An 18,914-nucleotide genomic window follows, 5' to 3' on the forward strand; every position below is an offset into this window, starting at 1 on the left:
AGCCCGCAACAAATAAATTTGTTGCGGGCCTTTTGCTGTTCCTTGCTTCGCGTCTAAGTACAAACCATGATGCATCCCAGTCCCGGTTGTCGCCTAGAATTGCGGAAACGTTTACGCAAAACAAGACTGGAGACATCGATGAGTTTTCTGCTGGGCGCGGCGCGCCAGGTCGGCTACGTCGTCAAGGACATCGAAAAGGCCATGGCGCAGTGGGCCCGGCTGGGCGTCGGCCCCTGGTTCTACAAGGAAGACGTCGGCACCACCGAGTTCCGTTACTACGGCGACACGTCGGCGCCACCCGCGCTATCGATCGCGCTGGCCAACTCGGGCGACTTGCAGCTGGAATTGATCCAGCAGCGCGACGAGGCCCCCTCCTTGTACCGCGACACCCTGCTGCAGTCCGGCGAGGTGGCCCAGCATGTCGCCTATTGGACGCTGGACCGCTATGACGAACACGTGGCCACCCTGCTCGGCCTGGGCTACGTCGAAGGCCACGGCGGCCGCATGGGCACCCGCGGCCGCTTCGGCTACTTCGTCCACCCGGGTCTGCCCAGTGCCATGATCGAGATTTCCGAACTGACCGGCGGCAAGGGCGAGCACTTCCAACGCGTGCGCGCCGCCAGCGAAGCCTGGGACGGCCGCGATGCCGTCCGCCGCCTGACCGCGACTGGCAGCCCGGCGAAATAGGCGGTCGACAACAGGCCTATGGGCCCACCGTCCAGGGCCCATGCGCCGTTGCCAAGACCGCAGCACAATACACGCACCAACGTATCGACCCAAGCACACCATGCCCCACCCTCCCAAGCCCCGCGCCACCATCCGCGACGTCGCCCGCCAGGCCGGTGTTTCCATCGGCACTGCTTCACGCGCGCTCAATCGCACCGGCCGCGTCAGCGATGAAACCATCGCCCTGGTGGCCAAGGCCGCGCGCCAGCTGGGTTACGCGCCCGACGGCGTCGCGCGCAGCATGCGCACCCGCAGCACGGGCGTGGTGGGCATCCTGGTCTCGGACCTGTCCAATCCCTTGTATGCAGCGATCATCACCGCCGCCGAAACCGCCTTCCAGGCAGCCGGCTATTCCCTGGTGGTGGCGAGCACGCACAACCGCCAGGCCAAGGAGCGCTCGCTCATAGACGTGTTCCGCGGCCGGCGCGTGGATGGCCTGATCCTGGGCGCCTGCGAAACCGAGTCGCCGGAAACGCTCAGCAAACTGGCCGGCGACATACCCATCGTGGCGCTGGATCGCGACTTCGGCCCCGACTGCGCCGGCGTCCACGTGGACCACTACCATGGTGCGCTCAAGGCCACGCAATACCTGCTGAATCTGGGCCACCGCCGTATCGCGCTGTTCACCCCCGGCGCGAACCTGCGGCCGGGCCGCGAACGTATCGCCGGATTCCGCGATGCCTACACCCAGATGGGCCTGACACCCGGTTCCGACCTGGTGCGCATGGAACGCTCGGCGATGGAGTTTGCCTTCAGCGAAGCCCTGGCGCTGCTGTCCGCCCCGACTTCGCCCACGGCCTTCGTCTGCCTGGGCACGCGCATCATGGCCGGCGTGCTGCAGGCGATACGCCATAGCGGACGCAGCATACCGGACGACGTCAGCATGGTGGGCGTGGGCGATAGCGACATCTCGCTGCTGGTCAGCCCCAACATCACCACCCTTACCTGGAACCTGGGCGCCGTCGGCACGGTGGCGGCCGAACTGCTGCTGAAGCAGCTGGACGGCGCCGCGCCCCGGCCCGCGCCCGAACGCGTGCTGATCACCACCGAACTGATGCTGCGCGATTCGTGCGCGCCGCTGAGCGCGTCCGCCAGCGCGCCTGCGCACACGCCCACGGCCAAGGCCAAGGCCGGCCGTACTTCGAAGACACGGACTTGACTCGCACGCCCACGCCTGCGCATCCATCGAAACATTCATCGAAGCGTTCATAGAAGCGCCGCTCGAAGTCCATCAGGACCCACACCCATAAACAGGAGACACGATGCCCAACCCCACTCCCACCACGCAACAGGACCGCCTGCTGTCCGTCAACATCGATGACGGTATCGCGCTGCCCGGCTCCGCCCCCGGCTCGACCATCATCCCCCTGTTCCTCGACCGCGAGAACGGCGTCTGGGTGCTGTACGGCAAATTCGAACCGGGTACGCGCCTGCCCACCCACTTCCATACCGGTGTCGTGCACTTCTACACCACCAAGGGCGAATGGCATTACCTCGAATACCCCCAGGACGTGCAAAAAGCCGGCAGCTACCTGTTCGAACCGGGCGGCTCGGTGCATACCTTCTGTGTGCCCGAAGACGCCAAGCAGGCCGCGGAAGGCTTCATGGTGGTCTTCGGCGCCAACATCAATTTCATCGACGACGAATTCGTCGGCATCCGTGACGCCGGCTTCATCGAGGATGCCATCCTGGAATCCGCGCGCAAGGCCGGCCTGCCTGTCCCCCGCTACATCCGTCCCAAGGGCGGCGCCGAATTCAGCCGCGACTGACGCGCCGACCCGCCCTTTTTTTACCCTGCTGCGTAAACGTTTCCACAACATCTGGCCATCGCCCGAACGCAGCAGTCATCGAAGTCATAGCAGTCATAACAATGAACGAGGAGACACCCCCATGCCTGGATCCCTGCGCAGATCCCTGTTGGCCGCGCTGGCGCTGAGCGCCGGCCTGGCCATCCTGCCCCTGTCCGCCCGCGCGGATGACTATCCCACCCATCCCATCACGCTGGTCCTGCCCTTCGCCGCGGGCGGCGGCGGTGACGTGCTGGGCCGCGTGCTGGCGGAATACTTCGGCAAGCAACTGGGCCAACCGCTCATCGTCGAGAACCGACCCGGCGCGGGCGGCGTCATCGGCACCCAATACGTGGCCCGCGCCAAGCCCGACGGCTACACCATCACCATCGGTGGCATGACCACGCACCTGCTGGCCCCCATCACCAACCCCAGCGTGCAATACAACCCACTGAAGGACTTCGTGCCCATCGGCGGCATCGGCAACTCGCCCATCGTGATGCTGGCCGCCAACGATTTCCCCGCCAACGACATCAAGGAACTCAAGGCCCTGCAGGCCAAGCGCAAGCAGTCGCTGCAGTACGGCAGCTGGGGCCCCGCTTCCACCGGCAATTTCTGTGGCGAGATCCTGGCGCTGAAGTCCGGCTTGCGCCTGGAGCACGTGCCCTATCGCGGCACCACCGAGGTGATCACGGGCTTGATCGGCGGCCAGATCCCGGTGGGCTTCGTCGACATGGCGACCGCCGTGCCGCAAGTCCAGGGCGGCAAGCTCAAGGCACTGGCCTTGTGTACCAAGCCTTCGCCCAGCCTGCCCAAGGTGCGCGGCTACGTCGACCAGGGCATCGATTTCGACCGTCCGCTTACCTGGGTGATGTATGGGCCCGCCGGCCTGCCGGCCCCCGTGCTGAAGAAGCTGTCCGACACGCTGGCCGCGGCGCTGCAGGAACCGTCCATCCAGCAGCGCCTGCTTTCTTTGGGGATAGAGCCCGGCTTCGTCCCCAGCGCCAAACAGCACGACATCCTGGTGCGCGACTACGCCAGCTGGAAACAGATCGCCGACGAGGCGCATATCCAGATGCAGTGATGCCAGCGCGGCGCGGCGGCCGGCACGGTACGCGCGCCGCATTTCGCAAACCGATTCAGACGCCGGCGTGGCGAGGGTTCGCCACGCCTGGCCAAAACGACAGGAAGAGGAATTTCCATGACCGTATCTTTGCAGGAAGCCCGCATCGAAGTGGTGCGGCGGCACATGGCGCTGGAATGCGTCCAGGATTGGGACGGGGTGCTCGACACCTTCGCCCACCCACGCTACGAAATGCACGGCAGCGGCGCTGTCTATGACGGCACCGACGACGTCATGGGCTATTTCGAATCGTCGCGCGCCGCGTTTCCGGACCTCATCAACGACATCATCTGCATCGCCGCCACGGGCGACTCCGTGCTGGTCGAATTCTGGTTGCAGGGTACCCATCTGGGGCCGTTGATCGCGCGCGGACAGCGCTTCGAGCCGACCGGCCGCACGTTTCGCGTGCGCATGGCCGCCAGCTTCGAGTTCGCTCCCGACAGCGACAAGATCATCTGCGAGCGGCCCTACACGTCGGTCGACGCCAAGCTGATCGCCTTGAAACTGCTTTGAAGGAGCACGCATGAAGCTGCTGCAAGACAAGGTCGCCATCATCACGGGCGCCGCGCGGCGCCGCGGCATCGGGCTGGCCACGGCCAGGATGTTTGCCGAACACGGCGCGCGCGTGGCCATCCTCGACCTGGATGCGGAGGAAACCCGCCAGGCCGCCGCCGAGCTTGGCCCTGGACATCTGGGCCTGGTCTGCGACGTCACCAACCGCGCCGACTGCCAGGCGGCCGTGGATGAAGTCGCGCGCCGCCATGGCGGCATCGACATCCTGGTCAACAACGCGGGCATCACGCAAAAGCGCGGGATCATGGAGGTCAGCGACGAGGACTACGCGCGCGTGCTGGATACCAATCTGCGCGGCGTGCTGCACATGTCGCAGGCCGTCATCCCGCATCTGAAGGCGCGTGGCGGCGGCAGCATCACGTGCATCAGTTCGCTGTCCGCCCTGCAAGGGGGCGGCGTCTTCGGCGGCAGCCATTATTGCGCGGCCAAGGCGGGCATTCTTGGCCTGGTGCGCGCCATGGCGCTGGAACTGGGGCCGGACAACATCCGCGCCAACGGCGTCGCGCCCGGCCTGATCCTCACGGACTTCTCGCGCGGCGGCACGTCCGACGACTACAAGCACGACAAGGCCAAGGGCTTCCCGCTGCGGCGGGTGGGCCAGCCCGGCGATATCGCCGGTGCCTGCCTGTACCTGGCCAGTGAACTGGCCGCCTATGTCACCGGCATCACGCTGGACGTCAACGGCGGCGCCTACCTCCGCCCCTAGAGAGCGCAATCATCTCAGCAAGGAACCTCATGAACCACCGTCTACGAGACAAGACCGCCGTGGTGATGGGCGGCGGCGCGTCCGCGCCCGAGGCCGGCATCAGCAACGGCCAGGCCGTCGCACTTACCTATGCCCGGGAGGGCGCGCGCGTCATCGTCGCGGACCAGCACCTGGAAGCCGCCGAGGCCACCGCGGCCATGATCCGCGCCGAGGGCGGCGAAGCCCACGCCCTGCAGGCCGACGTCAGCCGCCACGACGACGTCAAGCGCGTGATCGGCGCCGCCGCCCAGCGCTGGGATCGCCTGGACATCCTGCACAACAACGTCGGCATCGAGTATCTGGGCGGCCCCGTGGACACGCCCGAAGAGGCCTGGGACCGCGTGCACGACGTCAATCTGAAGAGCGTCTTCCTGGCGTGCAAGGAAGCCATCCCGCTGATGGAACGCCATGGCGGCGGCAGCATCATCAATGTCTCGTCCACCGCCAGCCTGCGCTACGCCGGCGTGCCCTACCTGGCGTACAACTCGTCGAAAGCCGCCCTCAACCACGTCTCGCGCATCATCGCCCGCCAATACGCGCCCCAGCAGATCCGCTGCAATGTGGTGGTGCCAGGCTATCTGGACACGCCGCACGTGCGTACCCTGTACCGCCACCTGACGCCGGACCGCTTCGCCGATGTCATGCGGGAACGGGACGCCAAATGCCCGATGGGGCGGCAGGGTACCTGCTGGGACGTGGCACGCGCGGCCCTGTTCCTGGCCTCGGACGATGCCGCCTATGTAACCGGAACGTTGCTGATGGTCGACGGAGGCGCCTCAATTTGACGATTTGACGGCCGCGCGACAGGGTATGATTCCAATCTGCGTTACATTGAGAAATAAACACGTAGAATTTGGAATATCATGAGTTTCGGAAGCAACGTGGGGACCGCTGCCAGTCCCGCCTTGATGTCCGCGTTGCCGCAGCAGATCCAGAACGCCTATACCCGGCTGTCGCTTGCGCCGGGGGCGGACACCGATGCGGTCGAGCGCGCGTATACGCACGCGCTCAAGCAGATCGACCAGGATAGCCAGGGCGAGGCTTTCGGCAACCTGCGCGCCGCGTATGAAGCGGCGCTGGCGTGGGCGCGCGAGCATGGACTGGGGGCCGAGGACGGCGCGGCCCAGGTGGCGGACATAGACCGCGCGGCCCTGGCGGCACAGCCACCTGTGTCGCCCGCCGCGGCGACCGACGCATCCCCGGTGGCCATTGACGCAGTGCTGGACGAGTGGCTGGATCGGCTCAAGGTCCTGCCCACGCACTTGTCCATGCAATTGCCAACCCAGCGCCCCCTGGCCGCTTCCATGAACCCCGCGGCGCCCGATTTCGACGTCGTGCTGGCGCAGGCGCTGCGTGACGAACGCCTGGCGGCGCCGGCCGCGCAGCAGGCTCTCGAAGCGCGCATCGCCAGCGTCCTGGCGCTCGATCCCTGGCAGCGCGTGGGCCTGTTCGAAGCGGCCGTTGCCTGTTTCCATTGGGACACCGACGATTGCGGCCAGTTGGCGGATCGCTGGATCGCATCATGGATCGTGCAGGCCTGCGGCGAATCGCTGCTATGGCGGGGCCAGGCCGATCAGGAACGCGCCCGGCAGCTCGCGGCCATCGATGCCGCCCTGGCGCATCCGGTGCCCACGGTGGCGCTGTTGACGCAGCACTTCTTCGCCATGGATACGCTGATGAGCCACTACGGCTACTGGCTGAGCCTGCGCATGCCCAATCACATCCTGCAGGCCTGGTCACAGGCCTATCACGCTCCCGGCTTCAAGCGCCCTGCCGCCCCCAAGGTCCGCTTGCCGCGCGCCCGCTTCAAGCTCACCGCGCGCATGATGATCATCCTGGCGCTGCTGGTCTTGTCGGTGTTGCGCCTGATCTTCTATCCCAGCGCATCGCCATCGCAGGACTGGCCGACCGGCCAGCAGCAGTCCGGGCAGGAATCGCCACACGACGCCGCCGCACGGTAACTCAACCTGCGCTATGCCAGGGACGCGTGGCACGGCTACTACATCACCGGCAAGACCATACGCAGCAAACAGCCGCGGTCCTTCGAGATCGTCCAGGAACTGCGCCTGAATTATCGCGACACGTCCCAGGATCCCTTGATCGATACCAGCGTCTTCGCGCGCGACCTGGATCATGTGTACTTCTACGGTGCGCGGCTGCGTCAGGGCCGGCGATGCAACTCATGGTGGCCGACTGCCACCTATCCCGCTCCAGCGGGCATGACAGGGGCGAAGGACGCTTATTTTCGCTTTCTTTCACAATATGCTTAAATGTAAGCGATTTTTAGCTCGCCTTTTATCCATCCTTCGTCTGCCGTTTTCATCGCTTCAGGAGCAAGCATCATCATGAATCGCCGATCGGGACTGATCGCCATCCTTGCCGTGACCACCGCAATGCTGGCCGCCTGCGCCAGGCCCAGCTACGACCAGACCGAAGACAGATACGCCACGCTGCCGCCGGGCCTGGGCCGCATCTACATCTATCAGCCCTCCAGCGCGGGCGATCCGACGACGGGCAGTCCGTATGTATTGGTCAACGGCTGGAAAACGGGTCGTACAGAGCCTGGCAACTTCTTCTTCGTGAATCGCCCGGCTGGTCTGTTCAGCATCACCATCCAGTTCAACGAGGGGCCTCCGCTAATGCTGCAACTGGCCGCCGGCGAAACGCGTTACGTCCGCGTGAACAAGGGCGGCTTGAAGCTGACCTATAACGAGGAAGGCAAGGACAAGGCCGAGGCGGAGCTGGCGACGATGAGCTATCACGGCGCGGCATCGCGCGAGCGTCGTAACATCAAGCAGACCACCGCTCCCACGCCCAGGGTGAGGTCCAAGAACTATGCGGCACCGCTGGATCCCTCCCAGGTGCCCACGGGACAGTCCACCCAGGTGCAGTCCATCCCGGTGCCCACGGTTCAATAAGAACTCTTTCTTGCAAAGAGATTGTTTGATGATGGGGCCCCCCATCCCCCCGTCCCGGCTGCGCCGCTTGGCGAAGGGACTAATGATGATGGGGAATGCCCCATCGCCCCCATGCCGGCCGCGTGGCCTGGCAAACCTATCCGGCCGATGGGGGCGTCATCGGGCCGCCAGTTGCGCGGTCAGATAGATCGACTCACGATGGAAGCGCCCCTCCATCGTTGTTCACCGGCTGTGCCGAACAGTGTCCTGGCCGCTTGTTGCGGATCCAGATCGAGGGCGCCGGCGGCTACATGGGCGATGAGCGCATCCAGTGATGCGGTCGGCTTCAGGTCGCGTCCTTCATACAGATCCCCCGCCGCCAGTCCCGGCCAATCGGCCACCACCTGCCCGCCCGCGACCGCGCCGCCCAGCACCATCGCCACCGAACCCTGCCCGTGGTCGGTACCCCCGGTCCCGTTAGCAGCGGCGGTACGGCCAAACTCGGTCGCCACCAGCACCGTCGTCGTGCGCCAGTGCGCACCCAACCCGTCACGCAGGGCCGCCAGCATCGTGTCCAGGCCCTTCAACTGATTAGCCAGCCGCGCGTTCTGCGCGGTATGGGTATCCCAACCGCCCGTTTCTATCATGGCGATGCGAGGCCCATCGTCCCGGCCCAGGAACTGCGCGGCAAGCTGCCCCACATGGGCGGGATCCTGGCGCGCACCGGCCTCACCCGCCAGCCCGCGCGTTCTCATCGCTTCGTTCCACAAAGGCCCTAATTGGGCGTCGTCCGCATAAAGCGCCGACACCCTGGTCAGCAGATCGTCCGGCGCCGGCGGCAAGGACGACGGTGCATAGGACGCCACCTGGACCGCGCCACGCAGGGCCAAGGGAATGACGGGCGCGAACGCGATGGCGTTTTCGCGCGACTTGGGCAGCATGCCGACCAGGCGGTTGAGCCAGCCGTCGCGCAATTGATTGGGCGTGGCGCCGCCGGTTTCCAGGACGTTCTGGCCGTCGAAATGCGAGCGGTCCCGATACGGCGACGCAACGGCGTGGACGAACAGGGCCTGGCGCGCGGCATACAGGGCCGCGGTGCGCGCCAACGCGGGGTGCAAGGCGAAGGTGCCGTTCAGGCGCGTCGCGGCCTGGCTATCGATCGCCAGGCTGCCGCGCAGGCCGGCATAGGCGGGATCCGCATAAGGCACGACGATGTTCAAGCCATCGGCGGCACCGCGCTGGATGACGAAAACGAAACGGCGTTCGGTCTCGACGTTGGCGAAGACGATGCGCGGCGCGGCGATGAGCGAACCCGCCAGCGTGCCGGCAAGCCCGAGAAAATGGCGGCGAGTGGCCATGGTCTTTACCTCCGTTGAAAATCGGGCGCGACGAGCAATAGCGCGACGGCCGTCTGCACGCTTTCGGCACGGCCGACCGCGGCGGCCGTGGCCGGACTCAGCGTGCCCGCCAGCAAGGTCCGGCCCAGGGCCTGGGGATCCACACGATCGCCCTGGCGCGCAGCCAGCCGCTGCGCCAACTCGACGCGCCGCACCAGTGCATCAGGGGCGGCCCAGCTGGCGGCGACGTCGTCATAGCCGGCCGGTGAACCGGGACGCCACACGGCTTGCCCCAACTGTGCCAGCGTGGGCGCGGCGCGCGGCTTGGCCACCGCCTGGTAGCCCAGGCCGCGCAGCGATGAGATCAGCCATTCCCAAGGGGTCTTGAATTTCGCCGGCGCTGGCGACCAGGCCTGCGGCAGGTCGAGCAGTGCGCGATAGACCTGCACCAGTTCGCCGTTGCCACGCAGGTAGGCCTGGGCCAGGTGCTCGACGACCGCGGGCGGGGGTGTGTCGGCGATGAAATGCCGCGCCAACTTGCCCGCCAGGTGGTGCGCCGTGGCCGGCGCCGCGGCCAGGTCGGTCAACACCGCGCGCGCCTGGGCTTCGCCCTGCTGGTCGTAGCGGCGGCCCAGTATGGTGCGCGTGCCGGGCTCGTGCACCCCCGGCCGGAATACGAAGCTGCCTGGTTCCGCGTTGCGGTCCTGTCCTGCCCGCTGCCCCTTGGGCCCGACGATGCTCCAGCCCGTCAAGGCCCGCGCGAACTCGGTGACGTCGGTTTGCGTGTAGCCGCTGCGCGCGCCCAGCGTGTGCAATTCCATGATTTCGCGCGCCAGGTTTTCATTCAGCCCGCGGCGCTGGGAGGGGTTGCGCTGCTCGGCGCGCTGCACGGCCTTGCTGTCCGGCCCGACCGAGCCGGGCTGGTCCAGGAACAGCTGCATGGCCGGGTGGCGTTCGACGGCCACCAGCATGTCTTCGAAGCGCCCCAGCACATGCGGCCTGATCGCCTCGGTCTCGAAAGCGCCCGCCAGCATGGCGACGCCGGGGCCCTTGTCGGTGGACAGGGCGAAATGGTTGGCCCAGAAGTGCACCAGGCGTTCGACGAAAGGCGTCGGAGTGACCAGGGCGCTTTGCACGCGCGCGTCGACGGCGCTCCAGTACGTATCGCGGATGGTCGCGCGCAAGGCCTTCCGCGCAGCGGATTCGTCGGCGTCCGATCGGTCCGCCTTCTCCCCTTTGGCCGCCCTGGCTGCCTGCTGCAGTTGCGTCAGGTTCGCGGCCAGTGCGGCCGAGCCGGGCTGGCCGGCCCAGGCGGCGGGGCATGGGTCGTAGCGATCGAACTGGGCCAGAAGGCTGGCCTTGGGATTGTCCGGCGGCGCCTCGTCAGGGCGCGCGCCCAGGCCGTATCGATTCAATGCGATAGCGGCGGCGGTGCGTGTATCCATCGTCGTGCCCATGGCGCGATCCTCCAACGTTTGGCCTGCCTACTTGCCTTGCGCCGCGCGGGCGGGGGCTGGCGGTTCGCGCCATTGCCCGCGTTCGCGCAGGCCGTCGGCGAAGACCTTGCGTTCCTCCGGCGTCAGCGTTGCCGCGAAACCGGCCACGCCGTTTTCGACGGCAGCGCGCAGCGCGGTGTCGACGGCACGCGTGCGCGCCAGGGCCGCATCCAGGGCCGCGCCATCGAGCTGCGGTGCGGCCAGCAATGCCAGCACCTCGCGGCGCGCCACGCGGCCTTCGCGTGCATATTCCCGGTTGTCACGCCGAGCGGTCCGCAGCGCTTCGAGGAATTGCGCCTGGCGTTGCGCCGACAAACCCTCAGTGGCGAAGCGCAAGGCCACGTGCGGCGCCGGGGCGGCCACATGCATCCGCTGCGCCGTGAACCACTGATACGCACCGCCCGCCAGACCGCCCACCAGAAATGCGTTCAACACCAGCGACCCGACCAGGGCAATTTTCCAGACGCGTCCGTTCATTCTTCACTCCAATCGGCGACCGGGGCACCGAAGCCGGTGGTCATCCAAGGTTCGTCATGGGCCGACGGCAGCGTCGTCGTCACCATGGACAAGGACACCGCGAGGGCACCCGCGTAACCGCCCGCCAGGCCGGCACCAGCCAAGACCACGCTGGACCACCAGACCCGCCCCCGCCGCCAACCCAGCGGCCGCTTGGAGCGCGGACTGGACCGGCCAGCCTGCGCGGCGGGCGTGGCCGATGCGGCTTGCGCGGCTTGCGCACCTTGCGTGGCTTGCGCACCTTGCGCGGCCTGCGTGGCCTGCGTGGCCTGCGGGGCTTGCGGGGCTTGCGGGGCTTGCGGGGCTTGCGGGGCTTGCGGGGCCTGCGCTGCGGGCGCAAGGCACGCGGCGCTGGCCAGCACGCGGTCGAACAATGCTGTGTCCGGTGCGGCCGTCACGTCCTGCGAGAGCCACGCGTCCAGCGGCGCCGCGGCGGCGAGTATCGCGTCCGCCTCGGCGGGATGGGCGGCGACCCAGGCCTGTGCAGCGTCCCGCTCCGTTGCGGGCCAACGCCGTGGCTCGGCGCCGTAAGCGTCCACGATGGTACGAAATCGATCTGGTGTCATGGCCCCGCTCTCCCGGTATCGACAGTCGCCAGTTGCTCGCGCAGACTGCGCCGGGCCCGCGCGAGCAGGCTTTCCAACGCATCCACGCTGATGTCCATGGCGGCCGCGGCCTCTATGTTCGACAGTTCCTGGTAATAGGTCAGGATCACCGCTTCACGCTGGCGCGGCGCCAGCGCGGCCAGCGCTGTCCTGACCCCTTCATCCCGATCGCGTCCCGCAAGATGGTCGGCGGGGCCCGGACGTGGATCGGCATCCTCGGGCGGTTCGGCCATGGCGTCCTCACGCCCGCCGCGCAAGCGGTCGTAGCACAGGTTCAGGGCCACGCGATGCAGCCACGTATCGAATTTCGCTTCGCCCGTACGCCAGCGTGGCGCCTGCTGCCAGATGCGTACGAACGCTTCCTGCGCGACGTCCTCGGCCTCCATCCTGTCACCCAGCATCCGGGTGGCCAGCGCCAGCAGCCGCGGCAACTTACGCTCCACCAATTCGCGCACGGCGGCCGCGTCCTGCCGGCCGACACGAGCGATCAACTCGGCATCGGGGTCGAAGGTCAAGGCGCGCGCTTCCAAGATGTATGGGCATGCATCAGGCGGCCGTACTCCTGTTCATACGCTACGGATCTGACACCGCCAGGCCCCCGCAGCGAAGGAGCCCACGTTCTCGGTTCAATATACGACGACGGCAGGCCGGACATGCACGGGCCGCGCAGGGACCACCACGCAGCCGCTCAAGGTCGCGGCGACCAGCGCCAACATCAAAATGCGTTTCATCATGAGGAAACTCCTGGTGTCTGGTGCAGGATCAAGCCCAGTGGCCCGGTATCCAATGCCAGTTGGGGCCGCGCGCCTGCCAATGCCCGGGCACCCAGCCCCGGCCGGGGCGCACTGGCCGCCAGTAACCGCCGACCCAGACATAGCGTCCGTGGTCCCAGCGCCAATGGCCGTTATCCCAGACGTACCCTGCCCGGGGCGCGGGCACGACTTCCACGCGCGGTGGGGGCGGCGCCATGGGCGCGATGATGACCTGGGCACAGGCGGACGTCGCCGCCGTGGCGACAGCGGCCGCCGCGAAGAATTTCAGCAACGTTACGGATTTCATGCTTGCCTCCCGAGTTCGCCGGCGCTACATGCGCCGTTTCTTCTTGAACGGGGGAAGGGATGGAAATCCGTCGGGGAGAAATGAAATAAAAAATTGCCGGGCACCCCGTCCGGCCGTATGCCTCAATCGGGAATTTCAGGCTCGACCAATTGGGCCAGTTGCAGCAGGGATTCCTGCCAGCCAAGGTAGCAGGCTTCCACGGGGATCACCTCGGGCAAGCCTTCTTGCACGATGTGCAATTCGGTCCCCGTGCTGACCGCCTTCAGCGTGATGGTGGCCAGGATCTCCCCCGGCAGATTGGGGTCGTCAAAACGATCCGTGTAGCAGATCTTTTCATTGGGGACCAACTCGGTGAACACCCCTCCGAAGCCGTGCACACTGCCGCTGCGGAAATTGCGGAAGGACATGCGATAGCTGCCTCCCACCTTGGCGTCCATCTGCTGGACCTCGCAGGTGAAACCATAAGGCGGCAGCCATTTCGCCATCGCCGCGGCATCGAGGAAAGCACGATAGATACGATCGGGCGGGCAGCGCAGGACACGATGGAGTCGAACAGTACCGGTAGCCATGATGATTTGCCTCTCATGTGGTGGTTGGTACTGTACGACGAACGAAGCACCTTCGTTTCGACATCCACCCGGCCACTGATTTCGCGGATGCCGTGGCCGCCACGTCCCTGGGTGGATACCTGCCGGGAGTAGTCCTTCTTCCAATCCAAAAGCCATTGTGCGGCCCGGCTCGTACCCCGTATTTTGCTACGACTCATTGCAACGATTCATCGCCACGGCCCGTCGCCAGGGCTGTACTGCGGCGCCCCTGCCCCCCGCGCCCTTCCTCCCCGTCGCATCCACAACGAGAGCCCGCATGACCAACTCCAGCACTCCCGTGCCCGCCCCCATGCCCAATGAAATCCCGGGCGTCGCCATTCCGCCCGGGCAGGTCGCCGCCGCGACAGGCAAGCTCGACGAACTGGCGCGGGCCCTGCGCGAACGTACCGGCATTCCCGGCATGGCAGTGGCCGTGGTGCTGGAAAACCAGAAGGTCTTCGCCCAGGGCTACGGCGTATGCAACAACCAGGACAAGCACAGCGCCGAGGTGAACGAAGACACCGTGTTCCAGCTGGCCTCCGTGTCGAAGTCGATCGGCGCCACCGTGGTCGCGCACGAGGTCGGCGCCCAGCGCGTGGCGTGGAACGATCGCGTCACGCAATATCTACCCTGGTTCAAATTATCCGACGCCTGGGTCTCCACCCAATTGACCCTGGCCGACCTCTACGCCCATCGCTCCGGGCTGCCCGATCACGGCGGCGACGACCTCGAAGAACTCGGCTACGACCGCGCGCAGATCCTGGAGCGCCTGCGCTACCTGCCGCTGCACCCCTTCCGCTCGACCTACCAATACACCAACTTCGGCGTGACGGCCGCCGCCGAAGCGGTCGCTACCGCCGCCGGCGTCGATTGGGCGACGTTGTCGGAGAAAGTACTGTACCGGCCGCTGCAGATGGATCGCACCAGTTCCCGCCATGCCGACTTCATGAAGCGCGGCAATCGCGCCCACGGCCACATCAGGCACGACGGCGCATACGTGCCCCGGTACCAGCGCCAGCCCGACGCGCAATCGCCCGCTGGCGGGGTCAGCTCCAGCGTCAATGACATGGCGAAATGGCTGGCCGTGCTGATCGAGAACGGCGCCCTGCGGGGCGCGCCCTTCATTCCGGCGGCGGCGCTGCTGCCGGCGATCACGCCGCGGATCGTGTCACGGGCGGCCACCAGCCCCAACGCGCGTGCCGACACCTATGGCTACGGCTTCAACGTCAATGTGCAGGCATCCGGCCGGACCGATTTCAATCATTCCGGCGCGTTCGGCCTGGGCGCGGGCACGGCCTTCGCGGTCATACCCTCGGCCCGCGTCGGCATCGTCGTGCTGACCAATGCCGCCCCGATAGGCGCCGCCGAGGCCCTGATCGCGGAATTCATGGAGCTGGTCCAGTTCGGCCGCATCAGCCGTGACTGGTTCGCCGCTTACCAGCCGCTGTTCGCACCCTATGCCGAACGGGCTGGCACGCTGGTGGACCGGCAGCCGCCCGAGAATGCCGCGCCCAGCCGCGCACCGGGCGCCTACCAGGGAGCCTACGGTAACCCCTATTTCGGCGACGCCCATGTCGTGGAGGGGCAGTCGGGGCTGGAACTGGTGCTCGGTCCCAAGGCCATGCGTTTTGCCATGCGCCACTGGGACGGAGACCGTTACGTGATCGACATGCACGGCGAGAACTACGAAGAGGGTTCCGTATCCGCCATCGACTTCAAATTCGAGGACGGGGAAACCGCGGCGGCGCTGATGGTGGAATTGCTCGACACCAATGGCCTGGGCACTTTCGTGCGGCGTTGAGGCGGCGGACGGCCCCTGCATGCCGGCGCGTCATCCGCCCCGGGCGCACGCGGGCGTCGCCATCCGCCGTGGTGCAAACGATGATGGCGCCCTCGTCCGAGGGCTCCTCCATCATTACTTCGTGGGCTTGGCGCCTACCTTCATTTCGAAGGAACCGACACCGTCCACGCCGCCGGTCACCACATCGCCCGGGCGGATGGCGCCCACGCCGGCCGGGGTACCCGTGAAGATCAGGTCGCCCGGCTGCAAGGCCATCGATTCGGAAATGTAGGAAATGACTTCAGGCACGGACCAGATCAGTTCCGACAGGTCACCCTGCTGGCGCACGTCGCCGTTCACGCTCAGCCAGATGCGGCCGGTCGAAGGATGGCCGACTTCAGAGGCCGGCTTCAGGGGCGTGGACGGGCCGGACACGTCGAAACCCTTGGCCCATTCCCACGGACGGCCCATTTTCTTGGCCGTGGCCTGCAAGTCACGGCGGGTCAGGTCGATACCGACGCTATAGCCCCACACGTGCTCCAGCGCCTGGGCGACCGGAATGTTCTTGCCGCCCTTGCCGATGGCGACGATCAATTCGATCTCATAGTGGAAATCGTCGGTCTGGGGCGGGTATTCGATGGTGCCTTCGGCCGGCACGATGGCGTCGGCAGGCTTGCTGAAGAAGAACGGCGGATCGCGGTCCGGGTCATGGCCCATTTCGCGGGCGTGCTCGGCGTAGTTACGGCCCACGCAGTAGACGCGGCGGACGGGGAAGCGCTTGTCGCTGCCGGCGACGGCCAGCGAGGCCTGCTCGGCCGGGGTGATGACGTAGGAAGACATTTGTGGCTTGCTCCAGACTCCAGGTGAGGACCCATAGTCTAAATGCCTATTCGCCCTGAAACTTGGACAGGCTTGCCGAGGATTTGGAAGATTCCATGCAAATCGAAGCCCGTGGCCCGCGTCTACCCCTGGCGCCGGAACTCCCGCGGCGACACCCCCGCCTGCTGGCGAAACCGCCGCGAAAAATACGCTTCGTCGGCAAAGCCGCAGGCATGCGCCACCTCCGCCACCCGCTTGTCGCTGGTCAGCAGCAGCGACCTGGCACGGTTCATCCGCCGTTCCAGCACCAGGTCCGTAAAAGTCCGGTCCAGCTCTTTGCGCAGCAGATGGGCCAGATAGCTGGGCGACAGATAGGCGGCCGCCGCCGCGCTGTTCAAGGACAGGTCCGCGCTGCTCAGCTGTTGCTCGATGTGCGCCCGCACCCGCGCCAGGGCATCGCGCCGCCCGCTGCGGGGCGCGTCGCGGCGCGCCTGGGCCTGCAGCGCGGCGCCATGGCGCAAGCACACCTCGCCGATCAGTTGCAGCAGGTAGCCGCGCAAAACCTCGGCGGAGCCGAACATCCGCTCCTGATCCGCCTGCCGCATGCGTTCCAGCAAGGCCACCAGGGCGTCCAGATCGCCCTCCGGCACCTGGTAGTCGAGAAATTCCTGGAAACGGAACGGCGCCAGCTCGGGCACTTCGTTCAGCGGCACGTCCTCCAGGTCCAGGGGATCGCAATCCAGCCCCGGACGCAGGAACTGCTGGGAGAAATTGACCACCATGAAGCGGCCCCCTTCAGGATGCGGTATCCGGTGCATGCGATGCGGTAGGATGAAGGCCAGCATCCCCTTGAGGAAAGGCCGGGTCACGCCGCTGATCTGCTGGACCGTATCGCCGCCCAGGTTGACCTGGATCTGGAAGTAATCATGCCGATGCATCTCTTCCAGCGGGCGCCGCACGTCCTGGGCGCGGATATAGAAATCCGCGCGATCGCTGCGTTCGCGCATCGCGTAAGTACGGACGAGACCGGCACGGGACGTTGCCCCGGAGCCGGCGGCGGGATCGACGCTCATGGAGAAGGAAAGAACTCGGCGAAAGAATCTTGGCAAGCTATTAGACCCAAAACCGGTCCCCAGGCAAAATCGGTACCATCATGGCCGGTACCATCGAGGCAGACCAGCCTACAGGAGCTTTCGTGGCGCACATCATTCCAGACGGATGGGAAAACCTCCAACGCAGCGGCCCGGCCCAGCGCGAGCTGGAAACGCTGGCCCGCTTGAAGAAGGCGCTATCGGACGACTACACCGTCTATCACGCCATCCATTGGACCAATATCGAAGGCCGCCATGCCATCCATGGCGAGATCGACTTCGTGGTGGTCAACCGGGCGGGCGACCTGCTGGTCATCGAGCAGAAGGCCGGCGCGCTGGATGAAACCGCCGAAGGCCTGGCCAAGCGCCATGCGGGCAAGGCGCAACTGCTGCCGGTGCAGATGGCGCTGACCGCCGACACCCTGCGCGCCAAGCTGGCCCGCAGCCTGAACGGCGCGGACGTGGGCCTGGACTATCTGCTGTATTGCCCGGATCACCGCGTACTGGCGCCCACCACCGCCGGCCTGTCGCCGGAACGCATCGTCGACGCCAGCCGGCGCGACATGCTGGCCGGCGTCATCCGCGACATCCTGCCGCCGGGCGAACCGTCGCCCCGCCGCGCCCAGGTCGATCATTTCCTGCGCGACATCATCCGCCTGGAAACCGACGTCAGCGCGCTGATCGGCCAGGCCCGCGCCTGGGTTACCCGCCTGGCCGGCGGGCTGGCCCATTGGGCCCGCCAGCTGGACATCACGCCCTATCGCCTGCGCGTCACCGGCACCGCGGGTTCAGGCAAGACCCAGCTGGCGCTGGCCGAGTACCGCGACGCCGTCGAGCAAGGCAAGCGTCCCCTGTACGTGTGCTTCAACCGCCCCTTGGCCGACCATTTCAACCGCATCGCGCCCGAGGGCGGCCTGGCGGTCTCCTTCCATCTGCTGTGCGACCGCCTGCTGCGGCACGTCGGCCGCAGCCCGGACTTTGCGCAGCCCAAGGCCTTCGAGCGCCTGGTCGACGATGCCGAGGCCCTGGCCGTGCCGGCCGATTTCATGTTCGACACCGTCATCGTCGACGAAGGGCAGGACTTCAACGCCCGCTGGGGCGGCATGGTGCTGCGGCTGGCCAAGCCGGACGCGCGCGTGGTCTGGCTGGAAGATCCCATGCAAAACCTCTACGGCCATCTGCCGCCGGAAATGCCGGGCTGGGTCAGGCTGCGCGCGCAGAGCAATTTTCGCAGCCCGCGCCCCGTGGTGAACCTGCTGCAGGCCATCCTGCCGGACGACGTGCGCATCGACGCGCAGGCGCCCATCACCGACAGCGATGTGGAGGTACTGTCGTATCACGACGAGGAAAGCCTGCTGCAGGCGGTCAAGCAAGGCATACGCAAATGCTATTCGGACGGTTTTCGCGCGGACGACATCGCCGTCATCAGCTACCACGGCCACCAGCGTTCCCGCGTGCTGGCGCATGACCGGCTGGGCCCGCACGGCTTGCGCCGCTTCACCGGCCAATACGACTTGCTGGGGCTGCCGGTCTACTCGAATGGCGACGTCCTGGCCGAATCGGTCTACCGCTTCAAGGGCCAGTCGATTCCCGCCGTGATCTTCACCGAGATCGACTTCGAAACGCTGGACGAGCGGGCGATCCGCAAGCTGTTCGTCGGCGCCACGCGAGCCACGCTGAAGCTGATCCTGATCGCCACGGAACCGGCCGCCGCGCTGCTGCGGCAAAAGACGGGCGTCTAGCATCGACGCCCGCGGCAGCGCGCGGGCGTTG

Annotated in this window: 21 protein-coding genes; 11 read left to right on the top strand and 10 right to left on the bottom strand. The window is 66.6% G+C overall.

The features are described 5' to 3' along the window. The first annotated feature begins 138 nt into the window (after nt 1-138). From CEY05_RS20855 to CEY05_RS20895, 9 genes are all read left to right on the top strand, one after another. Nucleotides 139-687: a VOC family protein gene (locus tag CEY05_RS20855; RefSeq protein ID WP_088597414.1), complete on the top strand. Its 549-nt coding sequence runs from the start codon at nt 139-141 to the stop codon at nt 685-687. Between the two features lie 100 nt (nt 688-787). Beyond that, nucleotides 788-1,885 (top strand): substrate-binding domain-containing protein, encoded by a 1,098-nt coding sequence (locus tag CEY05_RS20860; protein ID WP_088597413.1) that lies wholly within the window; start codon nt 788-790, stop codon nt 1,883-1,885. Between the two features lie 103 nt (nt 1,886-1,988). Beyond that, a complete protein-coding gene (locus CEY05_RS20865; RefSeq protein ID WP_088597412.1) occupies nt 1,989-2,495 on the top strand; it encodes a 2,4'-dihydroxyacetophenone dioxygenase family protein in 507 nt (168 codons plus the stop codon). Between the two features lie 121 nt (nt 2,496-2,616). Beyond that, entirely contained in the window at nt 2,617-3,597 is a 981-nt protein-coding gene (locus CEY05_RS20870) for a tripartite tricarboxylate transporter substrate binding protein (protein WP_088597411.1), read from the top strand. 117 nt (nt 3,598-3,714) lie between these two features. After that, nucleotides 3,715-4,149 (top strand): ester cyclase, encoded by a 435-nt coding sequence (locus CEY05_RS20875; RefSeq protein WP_088597410.1) that lies wholly within the window; start codon nt 3,715-3,717, stop codon nt 4,147-4,149. Between the two features lie 10 nt (nt 4,150-4,159). Beyond that, nucleotides 4,160-4,915, top strand: coding sequence for an SDR family NAD(P)-dependent oxidoreductase (locus CEY05_RS20880; protein WP_088597409.1), 756 nt, complete (start codon nt 4,160-4,162; stop codon nt 4,913-4,915). 29 nt (nt 4,916-4,944) lie between these two features. Further along, nucleotides 4,945-5,739 (top strand): SDR family NAD(P)-dependent oxidoreductase, encoded by a 795-nt coding sequence (locus tag CEY05_RS20885; protein WP_088597408.1) that lies wholly within the window; start codon nt 4,945-4,947, stop codon nt 5,737-5,739. Between the two features lie 78 nt (nt 5,740-5,817). Next, a complete protein-coding gene (locus CEY05_RS20890) occupies nt 5,818-6,915 on the top strand; it encodes a hypothetical protein (protein ID WP_088597407.1) in 1,098 nt (365 codons plus the stop codon). 384 nt (nt 6,916-7,299) lie between these two features. Beyond that, nucleotides 7,300-7,872: a DUF2846 domain-containing protein gene (locus CEY05_RS20895; RefSeq protein WP_088597406.1), complete on the top strand. Its 573-nt coding sequence runs from the start codon at nt 7,300-7,302 to the stop codon at nt 7,870-7,872. Between the two features lie 179 nt (nt 7,873-8,051). Here the strand turns inward: CEY05_RS20895 and CEY05_RS20900 are convergent, their stop codons facing one another. The 8 genes from CEY05_RS20900 to CEY05_RS20930 all read right to left on the bottom strand — a co-directional run bounded on the left by CEY05_RS20900 (nt 8,052) and on the right by CEY05_RS20930 (nt 13,433). Beyond that, a complete protein-coding gene (locus CEY05_RS20900; RefSeq protein WP_088597405.1) occupies nt 8,052-9,209 on the bottom strand; it encodes a DUF1501 domain-containing protein in 1,158 nt (385 codons plus the stop codon). 5 nt (nt 9,210-9,214) lie between these two features. Next, nucleotides 9,215-10,645, bottom strand: coding sequence for a DUF1800 family protein (locus CEY05_RS20905; protein ID WP_233161625.1), 1,431 nt, complete (start codon nt 10,643-10,645; stop codon nt 9,215-9,217). Nucleotides 10,646-10,672: 27 nt separating this feature from the next. Then, nucleotides 10,673-11,161, bottom strand: coding sequence for a periplasmic heavy metal sensor (locus CEY05_RS20910; protein WP_088597404.1), 489 nt, complete (start codon nt 11,159-11,161; stop codon nt 10,673-10,675). Next, nucleotides 11,158-11,766 carry a hypothetical protein gene (locus CEY05_RS20915; RefSeq protein ID WP_088597403.1) on the bottom strand — a complete coding sequence of 203 codons (609 nt, stop codon included), beginning with the start codon at nt 11,764-11,766 and terminating at the stop codon, nt 11,158-11,160. Before CEY05_RS20915 ends, CEY05_RS20910 begins: the two co-directional genes overlap by 4 nt. Further along, nucleotides 11,763-12,338 carry an RNA polymerase sigma factor gene (locus CEY05_RS20920; RefSeq protein WP_233161656.1) on the bottom strand — a complete coding sequence of 192 codons (576 nt, stop codon included), beginning with the start codon at nt 12,336-12,338 and terminating at the stop codon, nt 11,763-11,765. Before CEY05_RS20920 ends, CEY05_RS20915 begins: the two co-directional genes overlap by 4 nt. A gap of 93 nt (nt 12,339-12,431) precedes the next feature. After that, nucleotides 12,432-12,536, bottom strand: coding sequence for a lipoprotein (locus CEY05_RS31280; RefSeq protein ID WP_158219387.1), 105 nt, complete (start codon nt 12,534-12,536; stop codon nt 12,432-12,434). 31 nt (nt 12,537-12,567) lie between these two features. Next, nucleotides 12,568-12,864, bottom strand: coding sequence for a YXWGXW repeat-containing protein (locus tag CEY05_RS20925; protein ID WP_088597402.1), 297 nt, complete (start codon nt 12,862-12,864; stop codon nt 12,568-12,570). Nucleotides 12,865-12,986: 122 nt separating this feature from the next. After that, nucleotides 12,987-13,433 carry an SRPBCC family protein gene (locus CEY05_RS20930; RefSeq protein ID WP_088597401.1) on the bottom strand — a complete coding sequence of 149 codons (447 nt, stop codon included), beginning with the start codon at nt 13,431-13,433 and terminating at the stop codon, nt 12,987-12,989. Nucleotides 13,434-13,728: 295 nt separating this feature from the next. On the opposite strand from CEY05_RS20930, the gene CEY05_RS20935 reads away from it, so the two are divergent. Next, nucleotides 13,729-15,252, top strand: a complete 1,524-nt coding sequence (locus CEY05_RS20935) for a serine hydrolase (protein WP_233161626.1) — start codon at nt 13,729-13,731, stop codon at nt 15,250-15,252. Nucleotides 15,253-15,366: 114 nt separating this feature from the next. Here CEY05_RS20935 and CEY05_RS20940 read toward each other — a convergent pair whose 3' ends face one another. Further along, complete coding sequence (locus CEY05_RS20940) at nt 15,367-16,071, bottom strand: fumarylacetoacetate hydrolase family protein (RefSeq protein ID WP_088597400.1); 705 nt, start codon at nt 16,069-16,071, stop codon at nt 15,367-15,369. A 122-nt stretch (nt 16,072-16,193) separates the two neighbouring features. Then, nucleotides 16,194-17,123, bottom strand: coding sequence for a helix-turn-helix transcriptional regulator (locus CEY05_RS20945; protein ID WP_088597399.1), 930 nt, complete (start codon nt 17,121-17,123; stop codon nt 16,194-16,196). An 80-nt stretch (nt 17,124-17,203) separates the two neighbouring features. Here CEY05_RS20945 and CEY05_RS20950 point away from each other — a divergent pair, with 80 nt between their 5' ends. Next, entirely contained in the window at nt 17,204-18,883 is a 1,680-nt protein-coding gene (locus CEY05_RS20950) for a nuclease-related domain-containing DEAD/DEAH box helicase (RefSeq protein ID WP_233161627.1), read from the top strand. Nucleotides 18,884-18,914 lie beyond the last annotated feature (31 nt).

Origin of the sequence: Achromobacter sp. HZ34 (genome assembly GCF_002209485.1) — a bacterium.
Classification (GTDB): domain Bacteria; phylum Pseudomonadota; class Gammaproteobacteria; order Burkholderiales; family Burkholderiaceae_B; genus Bordetella_C.